This window comes from Prevotella sp. RM4, from assembly GCF_000701965.1.
Lineage (GTDB): Bacteria > Bacteroidota > Bacteroidia > Bacteroidales > Bacteroidaceae > Prevotella > Prevotella ruminicola.
The window spans coordinates 590,195-612,491 of record NZ_JNKG01000007.1 but is presented as its reverse complement, the minus strand read 5'-3'; the positions used below and the strand labels follow the sequence as shown (position 1 = coordinate 612,491).

The window sequence follows — 22,297 nt, the reverse complement described above, 5'->3', positions numbered from 1 at the left end:
GCAGTTCCTCCTTACTTTTGATATGAATACTTTTCCATCAACTTGAGCGTGCGCAGAATCTCGGCCACGTTCATAGCAAACGACATGGCACCACGACCATGGAATGGCGGGTTACCGTCGAAAAGTTCAGAGATGGTACCAATGGCATGATAGTCCATTTCGTCTTCATAGCCCACCATCTGTCGCTCCACAAAGCTCAGGCGTGAGCGCTTGTACAGCTTCAGACAGGCCTCCATATAGAAACCACCCAGCCAAGGCCATGCGGTACCCTGATGGTAAGCATAGTCGCGCTGGGTCTGCGGACCCACATAGATAGGATTATAACCACCACTCTTTGGTGAGAGCGAACGCAATCCCTTTGGTGTCAGAAGCTCGCGGGTACAGATATCCACCACGCTCTTCATCTGCTGCTGGTTCAGTGGCGAGTAGTCGAGGGCTACAGCGAAAATCATATTCGGACGTACGCTCCAGTCCATCATCGTGCCATCCACATAGTCCAGCAGATAGCCGTACTCGTTTACAAAGGTTTCTATGAACGAATCCTTCACCTTGGCAGCCAGTTTTTCAATCATTTCAGCGCCCTTTGCATCACCCTTCTCGCTAGCCATCAGGGCGCAGAATTTCAGGGCGTTATACCACAGGGCGTTAAACTCTACAATGTAGCCTGAACGTGGCACCACGGGCTTACCGTTGGCAGTAGAGTTCATCCACGTTACAGCCTTATCCTTTCCGTTCGAGTAGAGCAAGCCGTTGTCATCCAGTCGCAAGTTAGGATGCTTACCGTCCAGAATGTACTTGATAATCTGGTGCAACAGTTTACCATACATCTCGAAGCACTTATCGCGACCCACCTCCTTGGCGTACTGCTGCATGGCCCATACCGCCCACAGGGGCACATCGGGTTGCTCCATCTCGTATATCTTACCACTCAGTGGTTTCTCCTCCATAAAGGCTCGCAGGTCGCGCTCGGCCGTCATCATCACCTTCTCAAAGTAGTCGATCTCGCCGATAGCGAGGGTGAGTCCTGGCAGAGCGATAAATGTATCGCGGGCACGGCACTTGAACCAGGGATAACCTGCCAGCAGATAGCGGTCGTGGTTCTTCTCCTTGCGGTGGAACTGGTGTGCAGCTGTTACCAAGCAGTGGTAGAAGTTATCGCGAGGCACACGATCGTTCACCTCGTTGTCGAACAGCTTCTTCATAGCCGTTGGCTTGATAGCCGAGGTAGAGGCTGCAAAGATAATGCTCTCACCCTTCTTGATAGGCAGTTCGAAATAACCAGGCACGTAAAGGTCCTCGTTCGAAGCGTAACCACGCTCCTGCTCCTTAGGATACTCTATGCCACGATACCAGTCGGGCTGGAAGATAAACTCGTTCTTCTTCGAGAACTGCATGTACAGGTCGGGATAGCCGGCATACATACAGGTCTTAATTCCATTTTCAACTTCGCTGTACTCTCTGCTGGCAGTAGCGTTCTCGTGTGTAAACTGTCGCACGCTGCGGAAAGCCAGGAATGGGCGGAAACGTAGTGTAGTAGCTGAGTGTGCATCCACCAAAGTGTAACGAATTAAGATGCGATCCTCGTAATGCTGAAAGATTACCTCTTTCTTTAAGATCACACCACCAACGCGATAAGTAGTAGTAGGAACGGTAGTGGCGTCGAATTCTCGGATGTACTTGTGTCCGTTAGGACTAAAATTGTTGCCCTGATACTTGTGCAGTCCGAGGTTGAACTCGGCTCCATGCTGGATAACCGTACAGTCGAGCGATGAAAGCAGCACATGGTTTTCATCGTCCAACTCAGGCACGGGCACTACCAGCAATCCGTGGTACTTTCGCGTATTACAGTCCACCAGTGTAGAGCTGCTATAGGCGCCCGAACGATTGGTTCGGAGGAACTCACGGACCAGACTTTCCTGCAGGTTAGTCATCACGGCCTTTTCTAAACGTAGGTAGCTCATAGTTCCTGTCTAAAGGTATTTATTAGTGAATATTCAAGTTTGATTTTCCAAAGGTAGGCATTTTTATGCAGAGTTCAAAGAAACCTAAATGATATTTAACATTTATTTACGTTTAAAGAAAAAAGGTGCACAATCGTTGCGCACCCTTATTCTTATTCTGGTATCAAGAAATTTACAACTTCTTGTTCAACCGTGATCCTGCACGAACCCACAGGCGTTTTCATCATGCGCCCATCAATGCCCACGATGGCTTTCTTGGCGTACTCCACCTCAATCTCCTTGGTGCGGTAGGGGTGTACGCTACGATGGTTCAGGAATCGGCCTGCCACCAACAGCCACAAACCCTCAATCAGCTGCACCACCTCGGGGTGGTAAACCACGCTCACATCCAGCATACCGTTATAGGGCACTGCATTAGGTGTTTGACCGTAGCCAGGACCCGATCCTATGCACACCGTCATCACCTTGCGCTCTATCACCTCGCTGTTAATCTTCAGCTTCATCTTATACTCCATACGATGGAACAGCATCACAAACAAACTTACCAGGAACGATAAGGTTTGCGAGCCGAACAAACGACGTGTCTGCCGACGCAGATTCATGATGTCGGCAGTAAGTCCGATGTTAATACAATTCAAGAAATAACGATGACATTTGTCGCCTTTCTTGTTGATATAGCGAATGCAGCCCAGGTCGATCTTGCGCACACGACGCTTGATCAGCCAATCGATGGTTTGCTCTATCTTATCATCGTCGAAATCCCAGAACTTGGCAAAGTCGTTCAGCACGCCATTGGGTATCACGCCCAAAGCAATCTCGTCGCGTACGGATTTCTCTTCCATCATCAGACAGTTCACGGCATCGTTCAAGGCCGAGTCGCCACCCACGATTACAATGGTTTTGTAGCCGTTCTGTATCATCATTTTCACTAATCGTTCCACGCTGTCGGCTGTCTCGCTCTGTACAAAGTCGTACTGCACCTGACGCTCGTCCAGCACCTTCTGTATCTTCTCCCAACGCTTATGCGAGTTAAAGACACCTGTTTTGGGGCAATAAAGTATAGCCCATCTTGTAGTTTCTACTGCCATCGGAATATATTAAACATTAAAGATTAAACATTAAAGATTAAACATTAAACATTAAAGATGCGATTTGGGCAATCTTTGCCTCCATGGGGAGGGTGGCATCAATCCAGTGGATGGTAAAGCCACGACGCTCCATGCCGCGGAACCACGTCATCTGTCGCTTGGCAAACTGATGAATGGCTATCTCGAGCTTGCTGAACATCTCATCGTATGTGAGCTGTCCTATAATATATTCTGTCAAGAATTTATACTCCAATCCGTAGTAAATCAAATCCTCGGGTGCAATGCCTTCGTCGAGCAAACGGCGCACTTCGTCGACCATTCCATTTTCCAAACGGGCCTTCAATCGGCGGGTAATCTTTTCACGGCGCAACTCTCTGTCGATATCGATACCGATGATGAGCGAATCCACAGGTGGCAGCTCTCTACGGGGCACTGGGTTCTCGAAATTATACGTCTCAATCTCGATGGCACGGATGGCACGCTGACACGAATCCACATCTGTCTTGTTATGCATGTTCGAGCCCGTTCTGGCCTTCAGCTCCTGCAGCATCTGTGTAAGCTCAGGTAGTGTTTTGCCCTCCAGACTGTCGCGCAGCGCCTGGTTCTGGGGCACAGGCGATAGTTTGTAGCCCTTCAGCACAGCCTCGATATAAAGGCCCGTGCCACCACACAGCACGGGTGTTTTGCCCCTACCCTGTATGTCCTGGTAGGCATCGTAAAAGTCCTGTTGGTATTGAAACAAATTGTATTTGGTACCTGGTTCGCATATGTCTATCAGATGGAAAGGAATGTTTAATGTTTCATCCTTAATGTTTAATGTATAATCATCGAGGTCCTTACCCGTTCCGATATCCATGCGACGATATACCTGGCGCGAATCGGCCGAGATAATCTCACCCCCGATCTTGGCTGCCAGGTGGGCCGCCACGGGTGTTTTACCCGAGGCGGTTGGTCCCAATATCGTTATCATTCTATTCATTAGCACATTATTATATATTCGATTTAGAAGCGAAGCCGGCCTTCAGATCATCGGCTGTCAACTCCGTCAGCTGTTCCTTGTTCAGGTTGCTCATACCGCCCAAACGGTTGGCCTGGGCCTGTATGCTCTTCTCAAACACGTTGCGAGCATAACGGGCATTACCAAAGTTGCGGTCCTTATGGGCCACAGCATACTCAAAGCGTTCCTTCAGATACTGCTCAGCATCGGCCGAGAGGGTGTACTGGTTCTTCTTCATGTACATCTTGAATATCTGAGCCAGCTCGCCACCCGTGTAGTCGGGGAAGTCGATGTAGCGATTAAAGCGCGACTGCAATCCAGGGTTCGAGTCGATAAAACGCTGCATCTCGTTCTTGTAACCAGCCACGATCACCACCAATCTGTCGCGATAGTCCTCCATACGCTTCAGGATGGTAGATATGGCCTCCTGTCCGTAGTCGTTGCCGTTGCCCTGTTCAGGTACCAGCGAGTAGGCCTCGTCGATAAACAGCACACCATCCAGCGCCTTCATAATCACGCTGTCGGTCTTGGGTCCTGTCTGTCCCACGTACTGGGCACACAGGCCTGCACGATCGGTCTCAACGGTATGTCCACGCTTCAGCACACCCAGGTCCTTGTAGATACGACCCACGATACGTGCCACGGTGGTTTTACCCGTACCAGGCGATCCGTAGAACACCAGATGGTAGCTCACCTTAGCCGTTTTCAGTCCCTTTGCCTCGCGCTGCTTTTGCAGCTTCACAAAGTTGGCCAGCGATCGCACCTCGTCCTTCACACTTCCCAAGCCTATCAGCTCGTCAAGCTCCTGGTAGGGGTCGCCCTCCAGGGGTTCGTTCACGATCACGCTGTCACGTTTCTCTACCTGTTCCGTCTGGGCTGTCTGGTTCTCATCCTTGTTCTCCTCTTCCTCATCGGGCACGAAAATGCAGATGAGGGCTACCACTACGAAACAGATGATGCTAACACAGCCACACCCTTTCAGGAACTTATTGGCAAACTCTTTAAAATCCATATATTACTTGGTTGCAGCCTTAGCGGCCAATTCCTTTAACTTGTCCTTACCCTTAAAGGCGAATACCCATACCAGGAAACCTGCGATAACCAGCAAGGTAATGCCCAACAGCGGACGGTAGAACAGCCATGCCAGGGCAATCACTATCAGGCTCCACACTACACCCAGGATGGTGCATACCAATCCAACACCCCAGCCGAAAATGCCAGCGATGAATGGTACCACCTTCAGGATAGTCTCCAGGAATCCGAAGATGCCCTTCAATCCGCCAATCACCATCAGGATACCCACAATGCGCAGGGCCCACTTAATAAAGTTGTTACCCTCTTGCTCGGCCTCAATAATCTCGTCGCCACTCTTCTTACCCATCACCAGCGTCTGGAATCGCTTGCCGTTCTTGGCCTTAAAGGGCTTAAAGGTGTCGCCATCTACCACGGCCATCACCGTTACCTTGGCAGGCACCACTTTCTCGAAGGTTACACGCACATCACCCACCTCAGGACTTCCAGGCACACGTCCAAAGTACAGCACGTTGCCAGCCTGGTGTACATACGCCAGATCCTTCTTATTCTGAGCAGCCTCCATGGCTTTGTTAATCGAGTCGTTCACAGCCTGTATCGAGTCCAACTGAGCCTTTACCGAATCAGGCAGCAGGGCCTTGATCGAATCGGGGATGGCAGCTGGTTGCTGGGCCTCAGGTGCAGGCTGATTGTTATTCTTTGGGGCACCGTAGAATCGCTCGTAAGCGGTCTGGGTGTTCTTATCGAATTGCTTCAGCAGATCCTCGGCAATGGCCAGGTCGAGTGCCTCACGCGAAGAAATGGCGTGAATCAGACTCTCGTTCAGCTTATAGGCACCCCACTCTACGTTCTCGGCATACTGCTGGTCATTCTCAACAGTTGTCAGCACCATGTTCTTTTTCTGGTAAGCGGGATCCTTAAACTCAGCACTCTCAACGGGGCGGCTCACCCACTCTTTGGTATAGGTATAGGTGGTAGTAGTTACCTCTTTGCCACCCAACTTGTCTTCGCTCTTTTCCTTAGCATGCTCTACCCACTGGTAGTACTCCACGGTGCGTCGCATGGCGATGGCTGTGGCACCTACGCCAAAATCCTTGTCAATCAACGAATCCTGTGTGGTGGCCAGTGCCGTACCACAAATCAGCTCGCCCTCCAGCTGGGCATCCTTCTTGGCGGGGTTAGGCATCTCTACATAGGCGCTCCCTGCCTCTTCCAGCATCTTTTCGGTCTTCACTGCACGTCCTTCGTTCCACCAAAGTAATGCAGTACCCAAGCAGAACAGCACAATGCCGCCGCCTATAGCCTTAAACGAATTTCCTACGCGGGTTCCATATCCCGTGGTTCTTACTTCTTGATAAGCCATAATAATAAATAATAGGTTATTGGTATAATGTTTAATGTATAATGTTTAATGTTTAATCTTTAATGTTTAATGTCTAAAAATTCTCCTACTGCCCTGATAGCTCACGTGGCCCTGGTGCTCCAGATAGTCCATCACCAGCTGGGCAGTAATCTTACCGATACCCTTACCTGGGTCCTTACGGTTAGTAGTGCTGATGGCCACCGTATAGCTGTTGGTAATCACCTTGTAGGTCTTTTTCAGGTTCAGCTTCTTACCGTCCTCACCATACAGCACCACCTTTGTCAGGGCCTTGGTAGCAGAGTCAACGGTGTAATCCACCTTCATGCCACCTACATAGGGGAATCCCTGGTTATCGTTGTCGTAGCACTTCTTCATCATGTCAATCAGCTCCTTACCAGTCAACTGCAGTTCGATAGCCTCGTTCTGGAATGGGTCCAGTCGCAGGGCATCGGCCACGGTAAAGCCACCCACAGGCTTTGTCTCGTAGCGCACACCACCCGGATTCTGGAAACTCAGGTCGGCATGACCCTCTTGTACGTAGGCATCGCACATCATGTTACCCAACTCCTCGTAGCACTCAAATGGTGTGTCCACCTGTGCCAGCACACGATAGAAGGCAGGGTTCTGCGAGAAATAATCCACCAAGGCTCTTACCACCTTATTCTCGTTCTTACCACCGCGAATGGCGATGTTTTCGGCCTGGCGATCCACCACCTTACCATCCTCAAGTGTCAGTGTGGTATGGGTAACACAAGCCAGTCGGTTCTTGTTCTGGGTGATAAACAGGCCATTGTGCATCTCACCACCCTTCAGCTGGGTGTGACTGTGTCCACCTACGATGATATCCACCCAAGGCAGATCCTTCGACACCTTTACATCGCTCTCAAAGCCCAGGTGCGAGAGGAACAGCACCACATCGCACTCCTTGCGCAGAAACTGGTACTGCTGCAATGTCTCCAGAGGGTCGGTAAACTTGATATCAACCGTATTTTTAGGGTGACTCTCGGGGATACCCATCGCACCCAGTGCCACAGCACCTACGATACCCACCTTAATACCGCCGCAATCAAACACCTGGTAAGGCTTTACGTGCATGTTCCACTTGGCATCGGGCTGCACATTGGCACACAGCGTGGGGAAAGCCGACATGCTAACCAGCTTAGCCAAACCCTCCTGCCCTGAGTCGAACTCGTGGTTACCCAGTGTGGTAGCATTAAAACCAATGATATTCATCAGTGCCACCATCGGATAGGCTGGTATCTCGTACATATCGTTCAGGGGTTCGCCCGAACGGTTATCGCCGGCACTCAGCACCAGCAAGTTGGGATACAAGGCACGCAGCGAGTCGGCCACAAAACCCACTCGTGGCATGCACTCTATAGCCGCATGCATATCGTTAGCACTCAGTATGTGTAGCTCTTTCTTTTCGCCGGCCTGAACACACAGTCCTGCCAGCAGCATCATCGATGCCAATACATATTTCTTTTTAAACATAATGTTTAATGTTTAATGTTTAATCTTTAATGTTTCATGTTTAATCTTTAAACTTCAGTCTGATTTGTGTAAATGCACTCGCGGGCGCATCAAGGTCAATCTCATGTCCCCACACGTCAGTTACTTCCAACTGTTCCAAAAACTTTAAGCTCATCCGCCGTCTGGTCAGATAAGAAATCAATGCGTGGCGTATCTCTGCGCCTTCAAACAACTCGATGGTTGTACGATTCACTTTCAGTTTCATTTCGTTATACGTTCCTTAATGTTTTAATCTTTCAAGCTCAAAGCTTAATGTTTAATCTTTAATCTTTAATGTTTCATGTATCATCGTACGCCGCCTCCGCCGCCGCCGCCCGAGAAGCCGCCTCCGCCGCCTCCCCACGACGAGTGTCCGCCACCACCGCTTGCACGGTGTTCGCGTGCTGCCTTGGCAGCCACGGCACTCGATGTACTACGCTGCAGGGTACTGTAAATCAGTGGCAGCGTCATGTTGTCGGCCATGGTACTGGCCACACGGTCCATATCAAAGTAGGCAGGGTTCACCTGCTTCATTTCCTTAATCACCTTATCGGCTATACCAAACAGCGTGGCATATATCATATAATCCTTCCACAGCTTTACTTCCTTCAGTTCGCGCTCATCCAGCAGCGTAAATTCTTTCAGGAATTTTCGCAATCCAAACACCTCGTTCACGCCCTTATCGTATGGAGGATACTTCGACAGATCCTTCTTGGCGTGCAAGGTAGTGATAAACTGGTCGATAGCACTCTGATGGGTTCTGCTCTTCATATACGATTTCAGCTCCCATGGCTCCAGTATTCTGTCGCTGCCTGCCGCATCCTTAAACATCTTGTACAGCTGGCGCATCAGCACAGGCTGCTTGTCAATATCCTTGTAGTCGTGCATCACGAAGTTGGGTTCCATCTTACCCTTCGAGTTAGGTTTTGTCTCAATGGTGATAACGCCCATGCTGATCAATTTCAGGATACAAGCCGACATCAGGTTATTATAATCGCTGTTAAAATATTTATAGGCATTCAGTATCTTGTTAGCCTCCTGCAGATTGCCGTTCACTGGCACATCACGATACCACGTCAGCCCTTTGTTCAGTTGGCGCTTGGCCCGCCATACACGGTACATCTGCCACACGGCGCCACCAATTACCACCAGGGCTGCACCGCCGTAAAACAGGATAAACAGCACCCACTCAAAGGGACTCATATCATCCTCGTCGTCCTCATCATACACGTAGTCGCTACCCTCAAAGGCCTCTTCCTTCTTGTTCTCAAAGGTATCGTTCTCCCATACGGTAGGCTCAAACATGCTCTTGGGGAATTTCACCATCAGGTACAGTCCAGCCTCGCTGCTCATGGGTTTGGTGGTCTCGGCCATCACAAAGCCGTCCTGCATCCATATCTCACCCTCGAACCTAAAGCCCCACACGCCGCACGAGTCCTCATTGATTATCATCGTACTGTCGGCAGTGGTAATGGCCACACGGGCATGCTCAGGTTTTGGCGATACAGCGGTATCCAGAAACACATGGCGGATGGCACACGCATCGGGATAGCCGCGCACCAGTCCAGTCATCACATAAGTGGTGGTGTACGTACGCTCGCCCTCGGCACCCAGGCCCCAGCACAGCTCAAAGCCGCGCTTGGTGGTAACAATACCGCATTTGTACTGTTTCCAACTGCGCGTCTGGTTCACGTCCCAATCCGTATATACATATCGGGCGCCCGTTTCGTCGGTCACTGTCAGGTTCTTTACAATGCTTGGCCCCATGTTAGCCAAGCCAATATAGCACTCTGTACCCTCGCTATCAATGGTCATCTGTCGTGTTTCAGTAATCAGGGCGTCGCCATTCCTGTCAAGCACCACCCGTATGTCCAGGTCGTGCAACTGCGGACGGGCCAATACCTGTATTACCCCAAGCAGCAAAAGTACGATTGTCAATTTCGCTTTCATTACAAGGTGCAAATTTAAAAAATAGTGCCGAAAGTAGCACCCTTCGACACTAATATTTAACGTTTCTTCCTTTAAACTATGTTAATTGGCTTTAATAAAACATATTTTTATGTATCTTTGCACGCAAAAACAGTACAATCATGGATATTAAAGAATTATTAAACCAGACCGACCATTTTGCAGCCAACGCAGGTTGTAGGATAGTAGAGGTAGACGATCAGCATGCTGTAGCCGAGATGACCGTAAACTCCACGCACCTGAATGGCGGCCATGTTTGCCAGGGTGGAGCTTTGTTCACTTTAGCCGACCTTGCCATCGCCGCCTTGATGAACCAGCACGGCGAGCTCACCTTCGGCATCTCCAACAACATCATGTTCGTGGCCAGCGCCTTGGAGGGCGACCATCTTAGGGCCGAAGCCACCTTCGTAGCCGATCACCATAAGATCCCCTCTGTTCAGGTTAGCGTCACCAACCAGGACGGCAAACCCATCTGTCACGTCACCGGCATGGGCTACCGCAAATCCAAGCCGCTTCCCCAAAAATAAATCATACATAAAACTAATAAAAATGAAAGCAATCATTCTCCTAACGGCATTAACATTATCCATCACCGCCTCGGCACAGGATAAAGAGCGCGATGCCATCGTTCAGCACTACATGAGTCTTTCTGCCCAGCTGAAAGCAAGCACGCAGTCAGCCATCAAGTCCGATGGTTCGTTCTACTATCCCCATGCAGGCGATAAGTTCCCAACTTTCTCTGATAAAGACATCGATGGCAACACCTGGAACTCCGATAGCATCCGTGGTCGTGTAGCCGTATTTAATCTATGGTATTCCGGCTGTAGACCATGCCTTGCTGAGATGCCGATTCTTTCAGAATGGAAGCAGCAGCTACCCGAAGTGTTGTATTTTTCAGCAACATTCCACGATGCTGCCACCACCAAACGAATCACCGACAACCGTCAGTTCAACTGGATCCATCTTGTTGAAGACAAGACCATGATGCCATGGATTGGTTCATTAGGATTTCCACTCACCATCGTAGTCGACAAGCAGGGCATCGTACGCTACGCCGTTCACGGCACATCCGAGCAAAAACGCGCCGAAATCCTCGACGCCATCAAGTCCGCACTCTGTCTTACCCTGAAAAACGTTGAATAAAAAACAACGTTTTAAAATGGAGAAAAACGAAGATTTATTAGGGTTGCAAGAATTAGCGAAGAAGCACAGAGTCGTCAATAGACGTAAAACTTTGGAGGAAAAACAAATGATTGTGAAGGCTCATTTGTTAAATCATGTTCCAATCGAGCAATTATGTGCAGATTTTCGTATTGGTAGGAAGAGTATTTACAGATGGATTTGTACCTTTGCAGACGGAAAGGTGCCTGCAAATAGTGGTAAAGGCATTCCTAATGTCAAACCAAATCCGTCAATTATGCCAAAGAAGAGTCAGAAACCAGTAGAGACCGAGGCCGAGGAACTGGCCCGTCTCAGGGAAGAGAACAAGCGCCTGGCGGAAGCATTGAAGATGGCAGAGTGGATGAATCATGCAAAGGACGTGATGATTGACGAGGCCGAGAAAACATTCAAGATTCCGATCAGAAAAAAATCTGGTGCCAAACAGTAAAGACGCTTGCCGCAGAGAAGGTCAAGGGCCAAACCATGGGCCTTCTCTGCCGGCTGTTTGGCAAAAGCTGGCAAGCGTACTACCAGCACAAGGAAACGTTAGGCAAGCAACGATTGACGGAGGAAATGGTCATCCAATTCATTAAGGATATACGCCAGATAGATCCTGGCATAGGCGGCCCCAAACTCCACTACATGTATCGCGAGCGCTTTGGCGAAGACTACGAGTATATGGTGGGGCGCGACAAGATGGAAACAATCATTGCCCGTAACGGCTTGAACGTAAGGCTTCCAAGGCGTCGCCCTCGCACAACAGACTCCACTCACGGCCTCCCTACGTATCCTAATCTGGTAAAGGATATCATACCGATACGTAAAAATCAAATCTGGGTGACGGATATTACATATATCCCTATTTGGAATCCTGATGGTAGCTATGACTTCTGCTACCTCTCGATGATAACGGACTGCTATACCAAGGAAATCATCAGCTGGTATATAGGCGAGACAATGGAAGCCTGGTGCAGCGTAGAGTGCCTCATGAAGGCTCTTGAGACATTGCCCGTAGACGAGGTAGTCAACCTCATCCACCACTCGGACAGAGGTATCCAGTACGTCAGTGCAGCATATACATCGCTGCTTATTGAGGCGGGTATCAAAATCAGTATGACGGAGAGCGGCGATCCCAAGGACAATGCAGTGGCTGAGCGTCAGAACAACACCGTCAAGAACGAACTGCTCAAGGATATCAAATTCCACTCCATAGGAGAGCTCAGAAGAGCTTTGGGTAAAGCAATAGCCTTCTATAATAATGAGCGTCCACACATGTCGCTGAACAACAGGACTCCACGTCAGGCAGCCTCTTGTATGGGTAAAATACAGAAAAAATGGATAAGTTATAGAGAAAAGTACCTCGAAAATTTGGAAATTCAAGAAGGAGCATGTACCTTTGCACCGCAAACCCTGAATATGATTGAACGGCTTTCCGCGGAGCCTATTCAACAAAAACAAGGGTTAAGAGAGAATTATTCAACCTCTGTCAGGGATAAGGATTAAGGTACCAAAAGAGCATTCAACCTATGGCAGGGTTAAGTTAAAAACCATTCAACTTTTTCTAGGGAAGTACACTCAAATGACACTCTCCACAATGGTACAATAGTTCATTAGTTCATTTCCAATTCTAAGAGACACAAGCAGGAGGGCGAGAGAGGGTAACGGGAGGTGGAGACTGTATTTATTCTATATTATATATTAAATTTATATATATTATAATATATATAAATTATATAAAGCAATAAGAGCCCACGGATGCGCTACTAAATTTTACAAAATGAACTAATGAACTAATGTACCATTCCAGCCCGCCAGCAGGGCATTTTATGTAGTACGGCAGAATCTGGTGGATAGTTTACGAGTTTTCTGTAAATCCTGCCGAACTTTCTCTTAGATAGTAAAGTGGTATTATTAAGATAGTATATATAAGGCTCCTTATCTATCGTATTATTTCTTTACATTTTAACATTTCAGAAAAACTCAAGGAATAACTTTAAAAAGTTTTGGTGCGCATCGATTTTATTTGTACCTTTGCAGTGCAATTAGGAAATAATGCAACGTCAAAAAGAAACAAAGTGCACACGTGGATTGAGACACACGAGAGTAATTAACATTAGTATTAACCATTAAAATTAAAAAAGTATTAGAGTATGGCGAAGATTTTTATGAGTTGCGACAGAAAAAGAACAACAAGTCGCAGGTATTTGGCAAGTGGTTCGCTCACAGCAAGAGTATTGAAACCCTGAACACCCGAAAGCTGGCAAAGCACATCAGTGAGCACGGTAGCGTTTATACGCAGGATGTAGTATTTGGTGTGCTGGAGAAGTTCCGTAGCTGCCTGGTGGAGATGCTGCTGGAGAGCAAGCGAGTGAAGATCTCGAGTCGCGAGTTCCTGAAGAAGGCCGAGTTTGTGATTTCCGTAGGGTTTTCCCTATTCACAAAGGATTTTTACTATATTTTTTAAATAGGCCGTTTTTTGTGATTCTAGTCAACAATATCAGCCTAATTCGGTATTTTCTACGAAACTTTTGCTTGGTTTAAAGTTTTCGCCTTACCTTTGCAGTGCATTTAGAATCAAAACAGGCGGTCCTTTGGGAGACCAAATGTATATGTTTAATTATTAAAAAGAAAAGAAAATGAAAAAGATTTTTATGACACTCGCAGCAGTGTGTGTAGCTGCAACAATGAATGCACAGGTTTACGTAGGTGGTGGTCTTGGTCTGGCTTCTACATCTCAGGATGGCGACACCAACACTAAGCTCAAGCTCATGCCTGAGATTGGTTACAACATCAACGATAGCTGGGCTATTGGTGTAGCTTTCGGATATGCCGAGAACGAGCAGAAGGTAAAAGCTGGCAATCTCACTGTATCAGCCAAGGACAAGGCATTCCAGATTAATCCTTACGCCCGTTACACCTTTGCTAAGTTCGATAAGGTAAATCTCTTCCTGGATGGTGGTTTAGATTATATCCACGAGGATCCCGCTGTAGGTAACAAGGTAAACACCTTTGGTCTGGGCATCAAGCCAGGTATTGCAGTTAACCTCAACGATAAGCTAAGCTTTGTAGCTCACGCTGGTTTCCTGGGCTGGCAGAGCGAGAAGGAGGATGTAGATGGCGCCAAGGCTGCTAACACCTTTGGTTTCGACCTCGATGGTTCTAACCTCAGCTTCGGTGTTTACTACAACTTCTAATAGTAAAACCTTAGTTTATATAAATCTAAAAAGATGGCTGCATCATTCCGGTGCAGCCATCATTGTTTGTGCATTTAGAAGTTCTTGCGGACGCCTTGCCACTCGGGGAATTTGAGTTTGAGATACTCATCGTCGAGGAAGAGGGCCGACTGGCCTACCTGGCCTTTGAGCTGCCAGTCGAGCCATTTTACAACGGCCTTGGCATAGTTGCCACCGTGAGCCTCGTAATAGGTACCACTGTGGCCATCCTTTGAGTTGAGCATCACTACAGGAATATCGTCGGCAATACGCTCGTAATCCTTCTGGGCGTTGGCATAAGCGATATCGGCTGGACCACCAATCATATAGAACATAGGGGTGTGCAGATTCTTAAGGCACTCCTTAGTGGCGCCCATCATCTCCATATCGCCAATACCGGTGTTAAGCATCACGCAGGTGCGGATACGGGGATCGTAGGCGATGGCAAGCACCTGGGCACCACCACACGACTGACCCATGGCAGCAACACGCTGCAGATCGAGACAGTGGTAATACTCGGAACCAGCGGCGGCATTCTGCTCGGTGAGCCAATCGAGCACCTCGAGCAGCATCTTAGGATAGGTACTGAACTGAGGAGCAGCGGGCTGCTTAGCGGTTTTCTTAGCCTTCTTGGTGGCCTGGGCCATCATCTTGGCCTGCTCTTCCTGCTGGGCCTTGATCTCCTCAGGTGTAAGGGGCTGAATCTTCTCGCCATTGGCCATCACAACCTCGGCCTTGGTGGCAGGATAGGCTGATTTGAGCACACCACGCCACTGAGCCATCACGTCGGCCTCGTCGTAAGGACCGATAGCTGCAGCCACGTAGCCATACGAGGCTACCTCGCTGAGCAGCAGGCGCATCTCTACATTATTATTAAAGCAGGCGCCATTGGCATAAACGATAACGGGCAGGGCGCCTTTCTGGGCCACCACCTGCTGCAGGTTCTGGGGACGATAAACGGTGAAGCCTGGGCAAGAGGCATCGCCTACCACCTCGGACTTAAAGGGGCCTGTACCACCCTCTTCTACAATCTGTTTCTGAACTGTCTGGGCATTAACCAGCCCGGTACTTGCTGCGAACAGCATAGCTGATAATAGTAACTTTTTCATTTTTACGTTAGGTTTACTGTAATAATACGTTATTTTACGATGGCAAAGGTACACAAAAAAAGCCACCCGACAAAATCGAGTGGCTTAAAATATGTCAAACTAAGATTTGATCTTATTTGAGCTCAGCGAGGTACTTGATAGTACGAACCATCTGAGAAGTGTAAGAGTTCTCATTGTCGTACCAAGAAACAACCTGTACGAGTGAGTTGCCGTCCTCCATCTTGCTTACCATTGTCTGGTTAGCGTCGAAGAGTGAACCGAACTTCATACCGATGATGTCGCTTGAAACGAGCTTCTCCTCAGTGTAACCGAAGCTCTCGTTAGCAGCAGCCTTCATGGCAGCGTTGATGCTCTCAACAGTTACATCACCCTTAACAACAGCGTGCAGGATAGTTGTAGAACCAGTTGGAGTTGGAACGCGCTGAGCAGCACCGATGAGCTTACCGTTGAGCTCAGGAATTACGAGACCGATAGCCTTAGCAGCACCAGTTGAGTTAGGAACGATGTTCTGAGCACCAGCACGAGCGCGCTGAACATCACCCTTGCGCTGAGGACCGTCGAGAATCATCTGGTCACCTGTGTAAGCGTGAACAGTTGTCATGATACCGCTCTGGATTGGAGCGAGGTCGTTCAGAGCCTTTGTCATAGGAGCCAGACAGTTTGTTGTACAAGAAGCAGCGCTGATAACAGTGTCAGCAGGAGTCAGAGTCTTGTGGTTTACATTGTAAACGATAGTAGGCAGATCGTTACCAGCAGGAGCAGAGATAACAACCTTCTTAGCACCAGCAGTGAGGTGAGCAGAAGCCTTCTCCTTAGATGTGTAGAAACCTGTGCACTCCAGAACAACGTCTACATCCAGCTTACCCCAAGGGAGCTCAGCAGCGTTAGGAATAGCATAGATAGTGATCTTCTGACCATCAACAACGATGTAATCCTCACCAGCCTCTACAGTGTGCTTGTTCTCACCAATCTTGCCACAGAAACCACCCTGAGCGGTATCGTACTTCAGCAGGTGAGCGAGCATCTTAGGACTTGTCAAGTCGTTGATTGCTACTACTTCATAACCTTCAGCCTCGAACATCTGACGGAATGCGAGACGACCAATACGGCCAAAACCGTTAATTGCTACTTTTGTCATTTTCTTAATTATTTAAATGGGTTATACCTATTATTACTAACTTTTTTAGCTCGAAAAACGAACTTTTTTTTATTTTCGGATGCAAAGTTACAAAATTATTCCTATATTTGCAGCATAAATCACTTAAAAATAAAGTGAAAAGTGAAAACTGGAAAGTAAAAAGTATAAAAATCGGCGGCAAAAAACCAATGATTGCAAAATACAGATTACAATTCACACATTAATATATTAAACATTAAACATTAAACATTTAAAGCTTATGGGATTTATTAAAGAATTCAAGGAGTTTGCCGTTAAGGGCAATGTGATGGACATGGCAGTGGGTGTTATCATTGGCGGTGCCTTTGGTAAGATTGTTAGCTCGCTGGTTGACGATGTACTGATGCCTGTTGTAGGTATGGTTACTGGCAATGTAGATTTTACCAGCCTGGCTTTCCAGATTGGCGACGGCGAGGGTGCAGCTGTGCTGAAGTATGGTACGTTTATACAGAACGTGGTAGATTTTGTGATCGTGGCATTCTGTATTTTCCTGATGCTGAAGGGTATTAACAAACTGAACCGCAAGAAGGAAGAGCCTGCTCCAGAGCCCGAGGCTCCAAAGGGTCCCACCCAGGAAGAGCTGCTGGCTGAGATCAGAGATCTGCTGAAAAATAAATAAACAATAAAAAAGCCCCGCCGATTGGCGGGGTTTTTATTTTACTTGAACTTATACGGCAGGTCGCCCTTGGCCCAGTTGGTGCCATCGCCCCAACCGGGGTTCTGCTCGAGCACACCCTCCGACAGGGTTACCTGATCCTCAGGAATCTTGAAGAATCCACCACCCGTTTCGTTATAACGCTGCATAAAATCGTTGGTAAAGGCATACTCGCCAGGAATACCCTGGTTGGTAATCTTGTTGCCTACCTGATTCTTAACCTTCTCGGCCACATCGCCCCAACGGCGCAGGTCGTTCCAGCGCAGAGCCTCGAAACACAACTCGTAGCGGCGCTCCTTTTTCAGGGCGGCCAGACTATAGGTGATATCGTTCAAGCCGGCACGCTGGCGAACGGCATTCAGTCCGCTCTTGCCATTGAGCACAGCCTTACCATCGGTAAGCTCGGAGTGCATGAGCAGCACATCGGCAAAGCGCAGCCATACCAGCGACTGGGTAAGACCCGACTGGCGGTTGTTCTCAGAGCCATAGTAGTAAGCATAGCTAAGGTAGCGGCTGCTGTGATCCTCGCTATAGGCCTCGCAACCTATGTACTTCTTAGCCAGCAGGTTGGTGTTCTCTACCTCCTTGGCGGGATCGCCCTTGTACTTAGGAATCTCGACGGCACGATCGCAGATAGAACCTACACGGCGATAGTCGCCCTGATAGTCGGGATCGGCAGCCCAATCGGTCCACAGTTTTTCGCACACAGGACCGTTAGAATAACCCTGAACTGAGAATGGGAAGGCATCAACAGTGGTCTTGCGCAGGCCGTAGAACTCAACAATACGGTTGTGGCGCAACTGCGAGTCGGCACTCCAACCGGCCTTGTTACTCATCTTAACGGCAAACATGTTCTCCATATTCTCGTCGGTCACCCAATTCAAACCGTTGTCGAGGGCATAAGGATAATCCTTGGCGGTATAGGGGTTGGTGTAAGGCCACAGGTTGCGCTGATCGCTAACCAGGCCAAAGCCAGAGTTCTGGATACAATCCTCGAGCCACGAGGCTACCTGAGCCTTTGAGATGCTACCACCCTCGGCCAAAGGCAGCTCGCTCTTGTTATAGAAGCCTGTATAGAACAGCCATACACGGGCCATCAAACCCTCGGCTGCCCATTTTGAGGCACGACCCTCGCCAAAGGCGGGATACTTGGTTGAAGGACCATTCTCGATAGCAGCCTTCAGGTCGCTACCGATCTGGGCATACACATCGTCGGCTGTGGCGCGTGGCAGATTCTGCGGCTCGGTGCTGAGCACCAGGGGCACGCCATTAAACACCTGGGCGAGGTTGAAATAATAGAACGCGCGCAGGAAATAGATTTCGCAAAGCAACTGCTTTTTCTTATCGGGCGAGCTCCACTCGGTAACGTTGTCGATGGTTTCGAGCGCGTTGTTGGCACGGTTGATACCTGCATAGCGCTGCTTCCAAAGGGGTTTCATCCAATCCACATAGGCATTCATGAGGCGATCGACACCCTGAGCGCCAATGTTACTCTGACTACCACCACCCAAGCGGTCGTCGCCAGCGATATCGAATATAAAGAAGGGGTCTTCCTCGGGGTCGGCCAGGTTGCGGTTCATAACAGAGTAGATACCATTTACCATCTGCACGGCATCGGTCTCGTTAACAGGGAAGTTCGAGGTATCCTTCATCGTAAGGTTCTCGGTATCCAGGAAATCGTCGCAGGCGCAAGCCAGCACGATGGCTGCTACTGCAATGCCAAAATTACATAATTTAAGCATCAAAGATCTATAGTGTTTCATAATTACCATGTGTTTAGAAGTTTATATTCAGTCCTACCTGCCATGAGCGAGCCGATGGATAGTAACCACAGTCGATACCCGAAGCCCAGCTGGTGCCATTGCCGAAACCTACCTCAGGATCCATACCCGAGTAGCCGGTAAAGCAGAAGTAATTGCTGAGGGCCACGTAGAGACGGCACTTCTGCACGGGCAGCTTGTTGTAGAGCTTCTTAAAGTCGTAGCCAAAGGCAATGCGAGAGATCTTGAAGAAGTCGGCATCCTCTACCCAAACCTTCGAGATTTCGCTCATGTTCACGTTCTTACCATCAGAGAAGCGTGGATACTTGTTGGTGCTACCCTCGCCTGTCCAGTACTTGGTGTAAACATCGGTACAGTAGTTGTCATCGGGGTGATCGGAGAACTGACGATAGCTCTTGGCCACCTGCTGTCCGAACGAGCCGTAGCCATTCAGAGCCAGGTCGAAGCCCTTATAAGCCAGGTTGATGTTAAGACCTACGGTAAAGTCGGGGTTAGGATCACCAATCATGGTCTTATCGGCATCGCCGGTATCAATCTTACCATTGCCGTTCACATCCACGAACTTCACGTCGCCAGCCTGCAGCGATTCGCCCTGCAGCGAATTCTTCTTATCGCCACTACAGTTACGGTTGATGTAATCCTGCAGGTCGGCCTCGTTCTGGATGATACCCTCCATGGCATAGCCCCAGAAGTAGCCGATAGGATAACCTACCTGCAAGCGATACAGCTCGGCGGTGTTCTGGGCGATGGCATTAGAACCACCATGGATGATACCCTCGGAGTTAGCCAATCGGGTAACCTCGTTCTTATTATGCGAGAAGTTGAAGGTTACGCCATATACAAAGTCCTTACCCACCTTATCGTTCCAGGTAAGCTGCACCTCGTAACCCTTGTTCTGGATATCACCACCGTTGACGTAAGGCGCACCTGTACCGTACGACAGCAGCATGGGCGCACGTACCAGCCAGTCCTTGGTGGTTTTGTTATACCAGTCGAAGGCCACGCCCAGACGGTTGTTCAGGAATCGGGCATCGAAACCAAGGTCTAACTGCTCAGAGGTTTCCCACTTTACATCCTTGTTAGGCAGGATGTTAGGATAAGCACCGATGCCAGGATTATCCTTGCTCTCGAAATAGTAAGGATCGTCGAACGCGATGGTACCTACATACTGGAAGTTAGAGATGTTACAGTTACCATTCTGACCCCAGCTGGCACGAATCTTCAGGAAGTCGAGCCACGACTTGGTCTTCTCCATAAACGATTCATTGGTGATAACCCAACCAGCGCTGATTGATGGGAAATAACCCCAGCGCTTGCCACGGGCAAAGTTGGATGAACCATCGGCACGCAGCACGAGCGAGAGCAGATAGGTTTCGTCGTAGTTATAGTTGATACGACCGAAGAACGACGACAGGGCACCCTGATCCTCGGGACTACCACCTATCGAGGTGTAGGCAGGGTCAACCACATTGGCGTTGGTGATATAGGCATGATCGAACGAGCCTGGGAACAGCGAGTTACTGTTGGTGACGCTGACGCTGCTGCCATAACCCCACTTCTCGATACTCTGACCCAGCAGGGCGTCGATATTATGCAGGCCGAACGACTTAACGTAGTTGATAGTATTCTCTAACGACCAGCGGATGCTGTACGACTGGTTCTGGCTCACGTCGTCGTTAGGATTCGACTTCTTGGTGCTGAGCTCGTAAACGGGCTTGTAGCTGCGGCCCTCGCGATGGCGATACAGCCAACCGGCACTGGCACGATAAGTAAGGTCCTTGATGGGCGAGAACTCGAGGAAGAAGTTGCTCTGCAGGCGCCAGCCCTTGGTATAGCCATAGCCCTCGTCGTACTTCATCTGAGCCAACGGGTTGGCCATCTCGGCACTGAAATCCCAGCCATCGGCCACGATATCCTTGTACTCGTAGAAGCTGCCATCCTCGTTGTAAGCTGGCAGCAGCGGACTCATGGCCAGCAGGTTACGGATGCTGTTACCATAAATACCACCAATGCTTACACCTTTCTTATTAGTAGCCGAGAAGGTGATGTTCTCGCCAAACTTGAGCACGTCGCGCCCCTTCTTGCGGATGAGCGAGTAATCGGAGTTAAGGCGAACGGTATAGCGATCGTACTTAGGATCGGCAGGATAGCCGATAGTACCCGTCTGGTGATACTTACTGAAACCTAACGAGAAGCGCGACACATCGCTACCACCAATGATATTGATTGAGGCATTGTGCATGGGCGCATCGTGGATGGTAGTCTCCTCCAGCCAGTTGGTACCATTCCAAGTGCCATTCATAATCTGTGCATACTGCTTGGGGATAAGCGTGGCCCAGTCGTAGGTGCTCACACCCTGTATCTGGTAGGCCTTATCGTTAATCTCCATATACTGCTTGGCATTCAGCGGGGTAACACCATTGGTATTAGGATTCTGCCATCCCATATAACCATCGAAGGTTACCTGCACCTTGCCACTCTTACCCTTCTTGGTGGTTACCAGGATAACACCGTTTGAGGCACGGGCACCATAGATGGCACTCGAAGCAGCATCCTTGAGCACGTCGATACTCTCGATATCGTTAGGCGACAGGTCGGTGATAGATCCACCAGGCACGCCATCGATAACATACAGCGGGGTGTTGCTACCAGCTGTACCCATACCACGGATAACCACCTTGTAGCTCTCGCCTGGCTGACCAGAGTTCATCACGATGTTCATACCGGCAGCCTGACTCTGCAGGGCACCAAAGGCATCAACGGCATTGATGGCTGCGATATTATCAGAGGTTACGTGTACGGTTGAACCTGTAACCAGCTTTTTGCGCTGGGTACCATAACCCACTACCACCACATCGTTGAGCACCTCGGAATCCTCTTCCAAAGTAACATTCACACTCTTGCCGGCGGTAGGCTTAACAGTTACATTCTTGTAACCCACAAAAGAGATACGGATACTTGCACCCCTGGCAACGGTAATGCTGAAGGAACCATCGGCTCCTGTAAGCGTTCCATTACTCTGTGTGCCTAACTCAATGACACTGGCGCCTATAACAGGTTCGCCACTGGTGTCGAGAACCACACCCTTTACCTGCACAGTAGGCTTAGCCTGAGTAACAACCTGACTAGCTCGCGCCTGAGCCACGGGCATGGTTGAACCCATAACCAACATTCCTGCACAAACAGCAGAAAGGATCTTTGAATAGTTGTACATAATGATAATAATTAATTAGTAATATAACCGGTATTTGGTTTTTAGTTCCATGTTATATCAACCCTAT

General features: G+C 49.0%; 19 protein-coding genes. 7 read left to right on the top strand and 12 right to left on the bottom strand.

Annotated features, from left to right (window positions below; translation table 11 throughout):
- Nucleotides 1-11 precede the first annotated feature (11 nt).
- The 8 genes from T499_RS0103815 to T499_RS0103780 all read right to left on the bottom strand — a co-directional run bounded on the left by T499_RS0103815 (nt 12) and on the right by T499_RS0103780 (nt 9,903).
- Nucleotides 12-1,961 (bottom strand): glycogen debranching enzyme N-terminal domain-containing protein, encoded by a 1,950-nt coding sequence (locus T499_RS0103815; protein WP_084162877.1) that lies wholly within the window; start codon nt 1,959-1,961, stop codon nt 12-14.
- Between the two features lie 152 nt (nt 1,962-2,113).
- The gene (locus tag T499_RS0103810) at nt 2,114-3,049 is read right to left on the bottom strand and encodes a diacylglycerol/lipid kinase family protein (RefSeq protein WP_033149788.1); all 936 of its coding nucleotides are present in this window, start codon (nt 3,047-3,049) and stop codon (nt 2,114-2,116) included.
- 37 nt (nt 3,050-3,086) lie between these two features.
- Nucleotides 3,087-4,019 (bottom strand): tRNA (adenosine(37)-N6)-dimethylallyltransferase MiaA, encoded by a 933-nt coding sequence (miaA, locus tag T499_RS0103805; RefSeq protein WP_033150181.1) that lies wholly within the window; start codon nt 4,017-4,019, stop codon nt 3,087-3,089.
- Nucleotides 4,020-4,038: 19 nt separating this feature from the next.
- Nucleotides 4,039-5,058, bottom strand: a complete 1,020-nt coding sequence (locus tag T499_RS0103800; RefSeq protein ID WP_013064924.1) for an AAA family ATPase — start codon at nt 5,056-5,058, stop codon at nt 4,039-4,041.
- A 3-nt stretch (nt 5,059-5,061) separates the two neighbouring features.
- Nucleotides 5,062-6,441, bottom strand: coding sequence for a TMEM43 family protein (locus T499_RS0103795; protein WP_033149787.1), 1,380 nt, complete (start codon nt 6,439-6,441; stop codon nt 5,062-5,064).
- Nucleotides 6,442-6,507: 66 nt separating this feature from the next.
- The gene (locus tag T499_RS0103790) at nt 6,508-7,935 is read right to left on the bottom strand and encodes a bifunctional metallophosphatase/5'-nucleotidase (protein WP_033149786.1); all 1,428 of its coding nucleotides are present in this window, start codon (nt 7,933-7,935) and stop codon (nt 6,508-6,510) included.
- 40 nt (nt 7,936-7,975) lie between these two features.
- Entirely contained in the window at nt 7,976-8,179 is a 204-nt protein-coding gene (locus tag T499_RS0103785; RefSeq protein WP_033149785.1) for a hypothetical protein, read from the bottom strand.
- 80 nt (nt 8,180-8,259) lie between these two features.
- Nucleotides 8,260-9,903: a DUF2207 family protein gene (locus T499_RS0103780; RefSeq protein WP_084162876.1), complete on the bottom strand. Its 1,644-nt coding sequence runs from the start codon at nt 9,901-9,903 to the stop codon at nt 8,260-8,262.
- Between the two features lie 140 nt (nt 9,904-10,043).
- Here T499_RS0103780 and T499_RS0103775 point away from each other — a divergent pair, with 140 nt between their 5' ends.
- The 6 genes from T499_RS0103775 (at nt 10,044) to T499_RS0103750 (ending at nt 14,276) form a co-directional block, all read left to right on the top strand.
- A complete protein-coding gene (locus T499_RS0103775) occupies nt 10,044-10,448 on the top strand; it encodes a PaaI family thioesterase (RefSeq protein ID WP_033149783.1) in 405 nt (134 codons plus the stop codon).
- 22 nt (nt 10,449-10,470) lie between these two features.
- On the top strand, nt 10,471-11,064 hold the full coding sequence (locus T499_RS14040) for a TlpA family protein disulfide reductase (RefSeq protein ID WP_052173354.1): 594 nt from the start codon (nt 10,471-10,473) through the stop codon (nt 11,062-11,064).
- Nucleotides 11,065-11,338: 274 nt separating this feature from the next.
- Complete coding sequence (locus tag T499_RS14810; RefSeq protein WP_198021235.1) at nt 11,339-11,530, top strand: hypothetical protein; 192 nt, start codon at nt 11,339-11,341, stop codon at nt 11,528-11,530.
- A 35-nt stretch (nt 11,531-11,565) separates the two neighbouring features.
- Complete coding sequence (locus T499_RS0103760) at nt 11,566-12,585, top strand: IS3 family transposase (RefSeq protein ID WP_232221042.1); 1,020 nt, start codon at nt 11,566-11,568, stop codon at nt 12,583-12,585.
- Nucleotides 12,586-13,252: 667 nt separating this feature from the next.
- Nucleotides 13,253-13,546 carry an HU family DNA-binding protein gene (locus tag T499_RS0103755; RefSeq protein ID WP_052173353.1) on the top strand — a complete coding sequence of 98 codons (294 nt, stop codon included), beginning with the start codon at nt 13,253-13,255 and terminating at the stop codon, nt 13,544-13,546.
- Between the two features lie 172 nt (nt 13,547-13,718).
- The gene (locus T499_RS0103750) at nt 13,719-14,276 is read left to right on the top strand and encodes an outer membrane beta-barrel protein (protein WP_033149781.1); all 558 of its coding nucleotides are present in this window, start codon (nt 13,719-13,721) and stop codon (nt 14,274-14,276) included.
- A 74-nt stretch (nt 14,277-14,350) separates the two neighbouring features.
- On the opposite strand, the gene T499_RS14035 is transcribed toward T499_RS0103750, so the two are convergent.
- Both T499_RS14035 and gap read right to left on the bottom strand, forming a co-directional pair.
- Complete coding sequence (locus T499_RS14035; RefSeq protein WP_049769120.1) at nt 14,351-15,403, bottom strand: alpha/beta hydrolase; 1,053 nt, start codon at nt 15,401-15,403, stop codon at nt 14,351-14,353.
- 112 nt (nt 15,404-15,515) lie between these two features.
- Nucleotides 15,516-16,541, bottom strand: a complete 1,026-nt coding sequence (gene gap / locus T499_RS0103740; protein WP_013063865.1) for a type I glyceraldehyde-3-phosphate dehydrogenase — start codon at nt 16,539-16,541, stop codon at nt 15,516-15,518.
- 259 nt (nt 16,542-16,800) lie between these two features.
- Between gap and mscL the strand changes: the two genes are divergently transcribed.
- Nucleotides 16,801-17,199: a large-conductance mechanosensitive channel protein MscL gene (gene mscL / locus T499_RS0103735; RefSeq protein WP_033149780.1), complete on the top strand. Its 399-nt coding sequence runs from the start codon at nt 16,801-16,803 to the stop codon at nt 17,197-17,199.
- A gap of 38 nt (nt 17,200-17,237) precedes the next feature.
- On the opposite strand, the gene T499_RS0103730 is transcribed toward mscL, so the two are convergent.
- Nucleotides 17,238-18,998 (bottom strand): RagB/SusD family nutrient uptake outer membrane protein, encoded by a 1,761-nt coding sequence (locus tag T499_RS0103730; protein WP_198021234.1) that lies wholly within the window; start codon nt 18,996-18,998, stop codon nt 17,238-17,240.
- A 13-nt stretch (nt 18,999-19,011) separates the two neighbouring features.
- Nucleotides 19,012-22,230, bottom strand: a complete 3,219-nt coding sequence (locus T499_RS0103725) for a SusC/RagA family TonB-linked outer membrane protein (RefSeq protein ID WP_033149779.1) — start codon at nt 22,228-22,230, stop codon at nt 19,012-19,014.
- Nucleotides 22,231-22,297 lie beyond the last annotated feature (67 nt).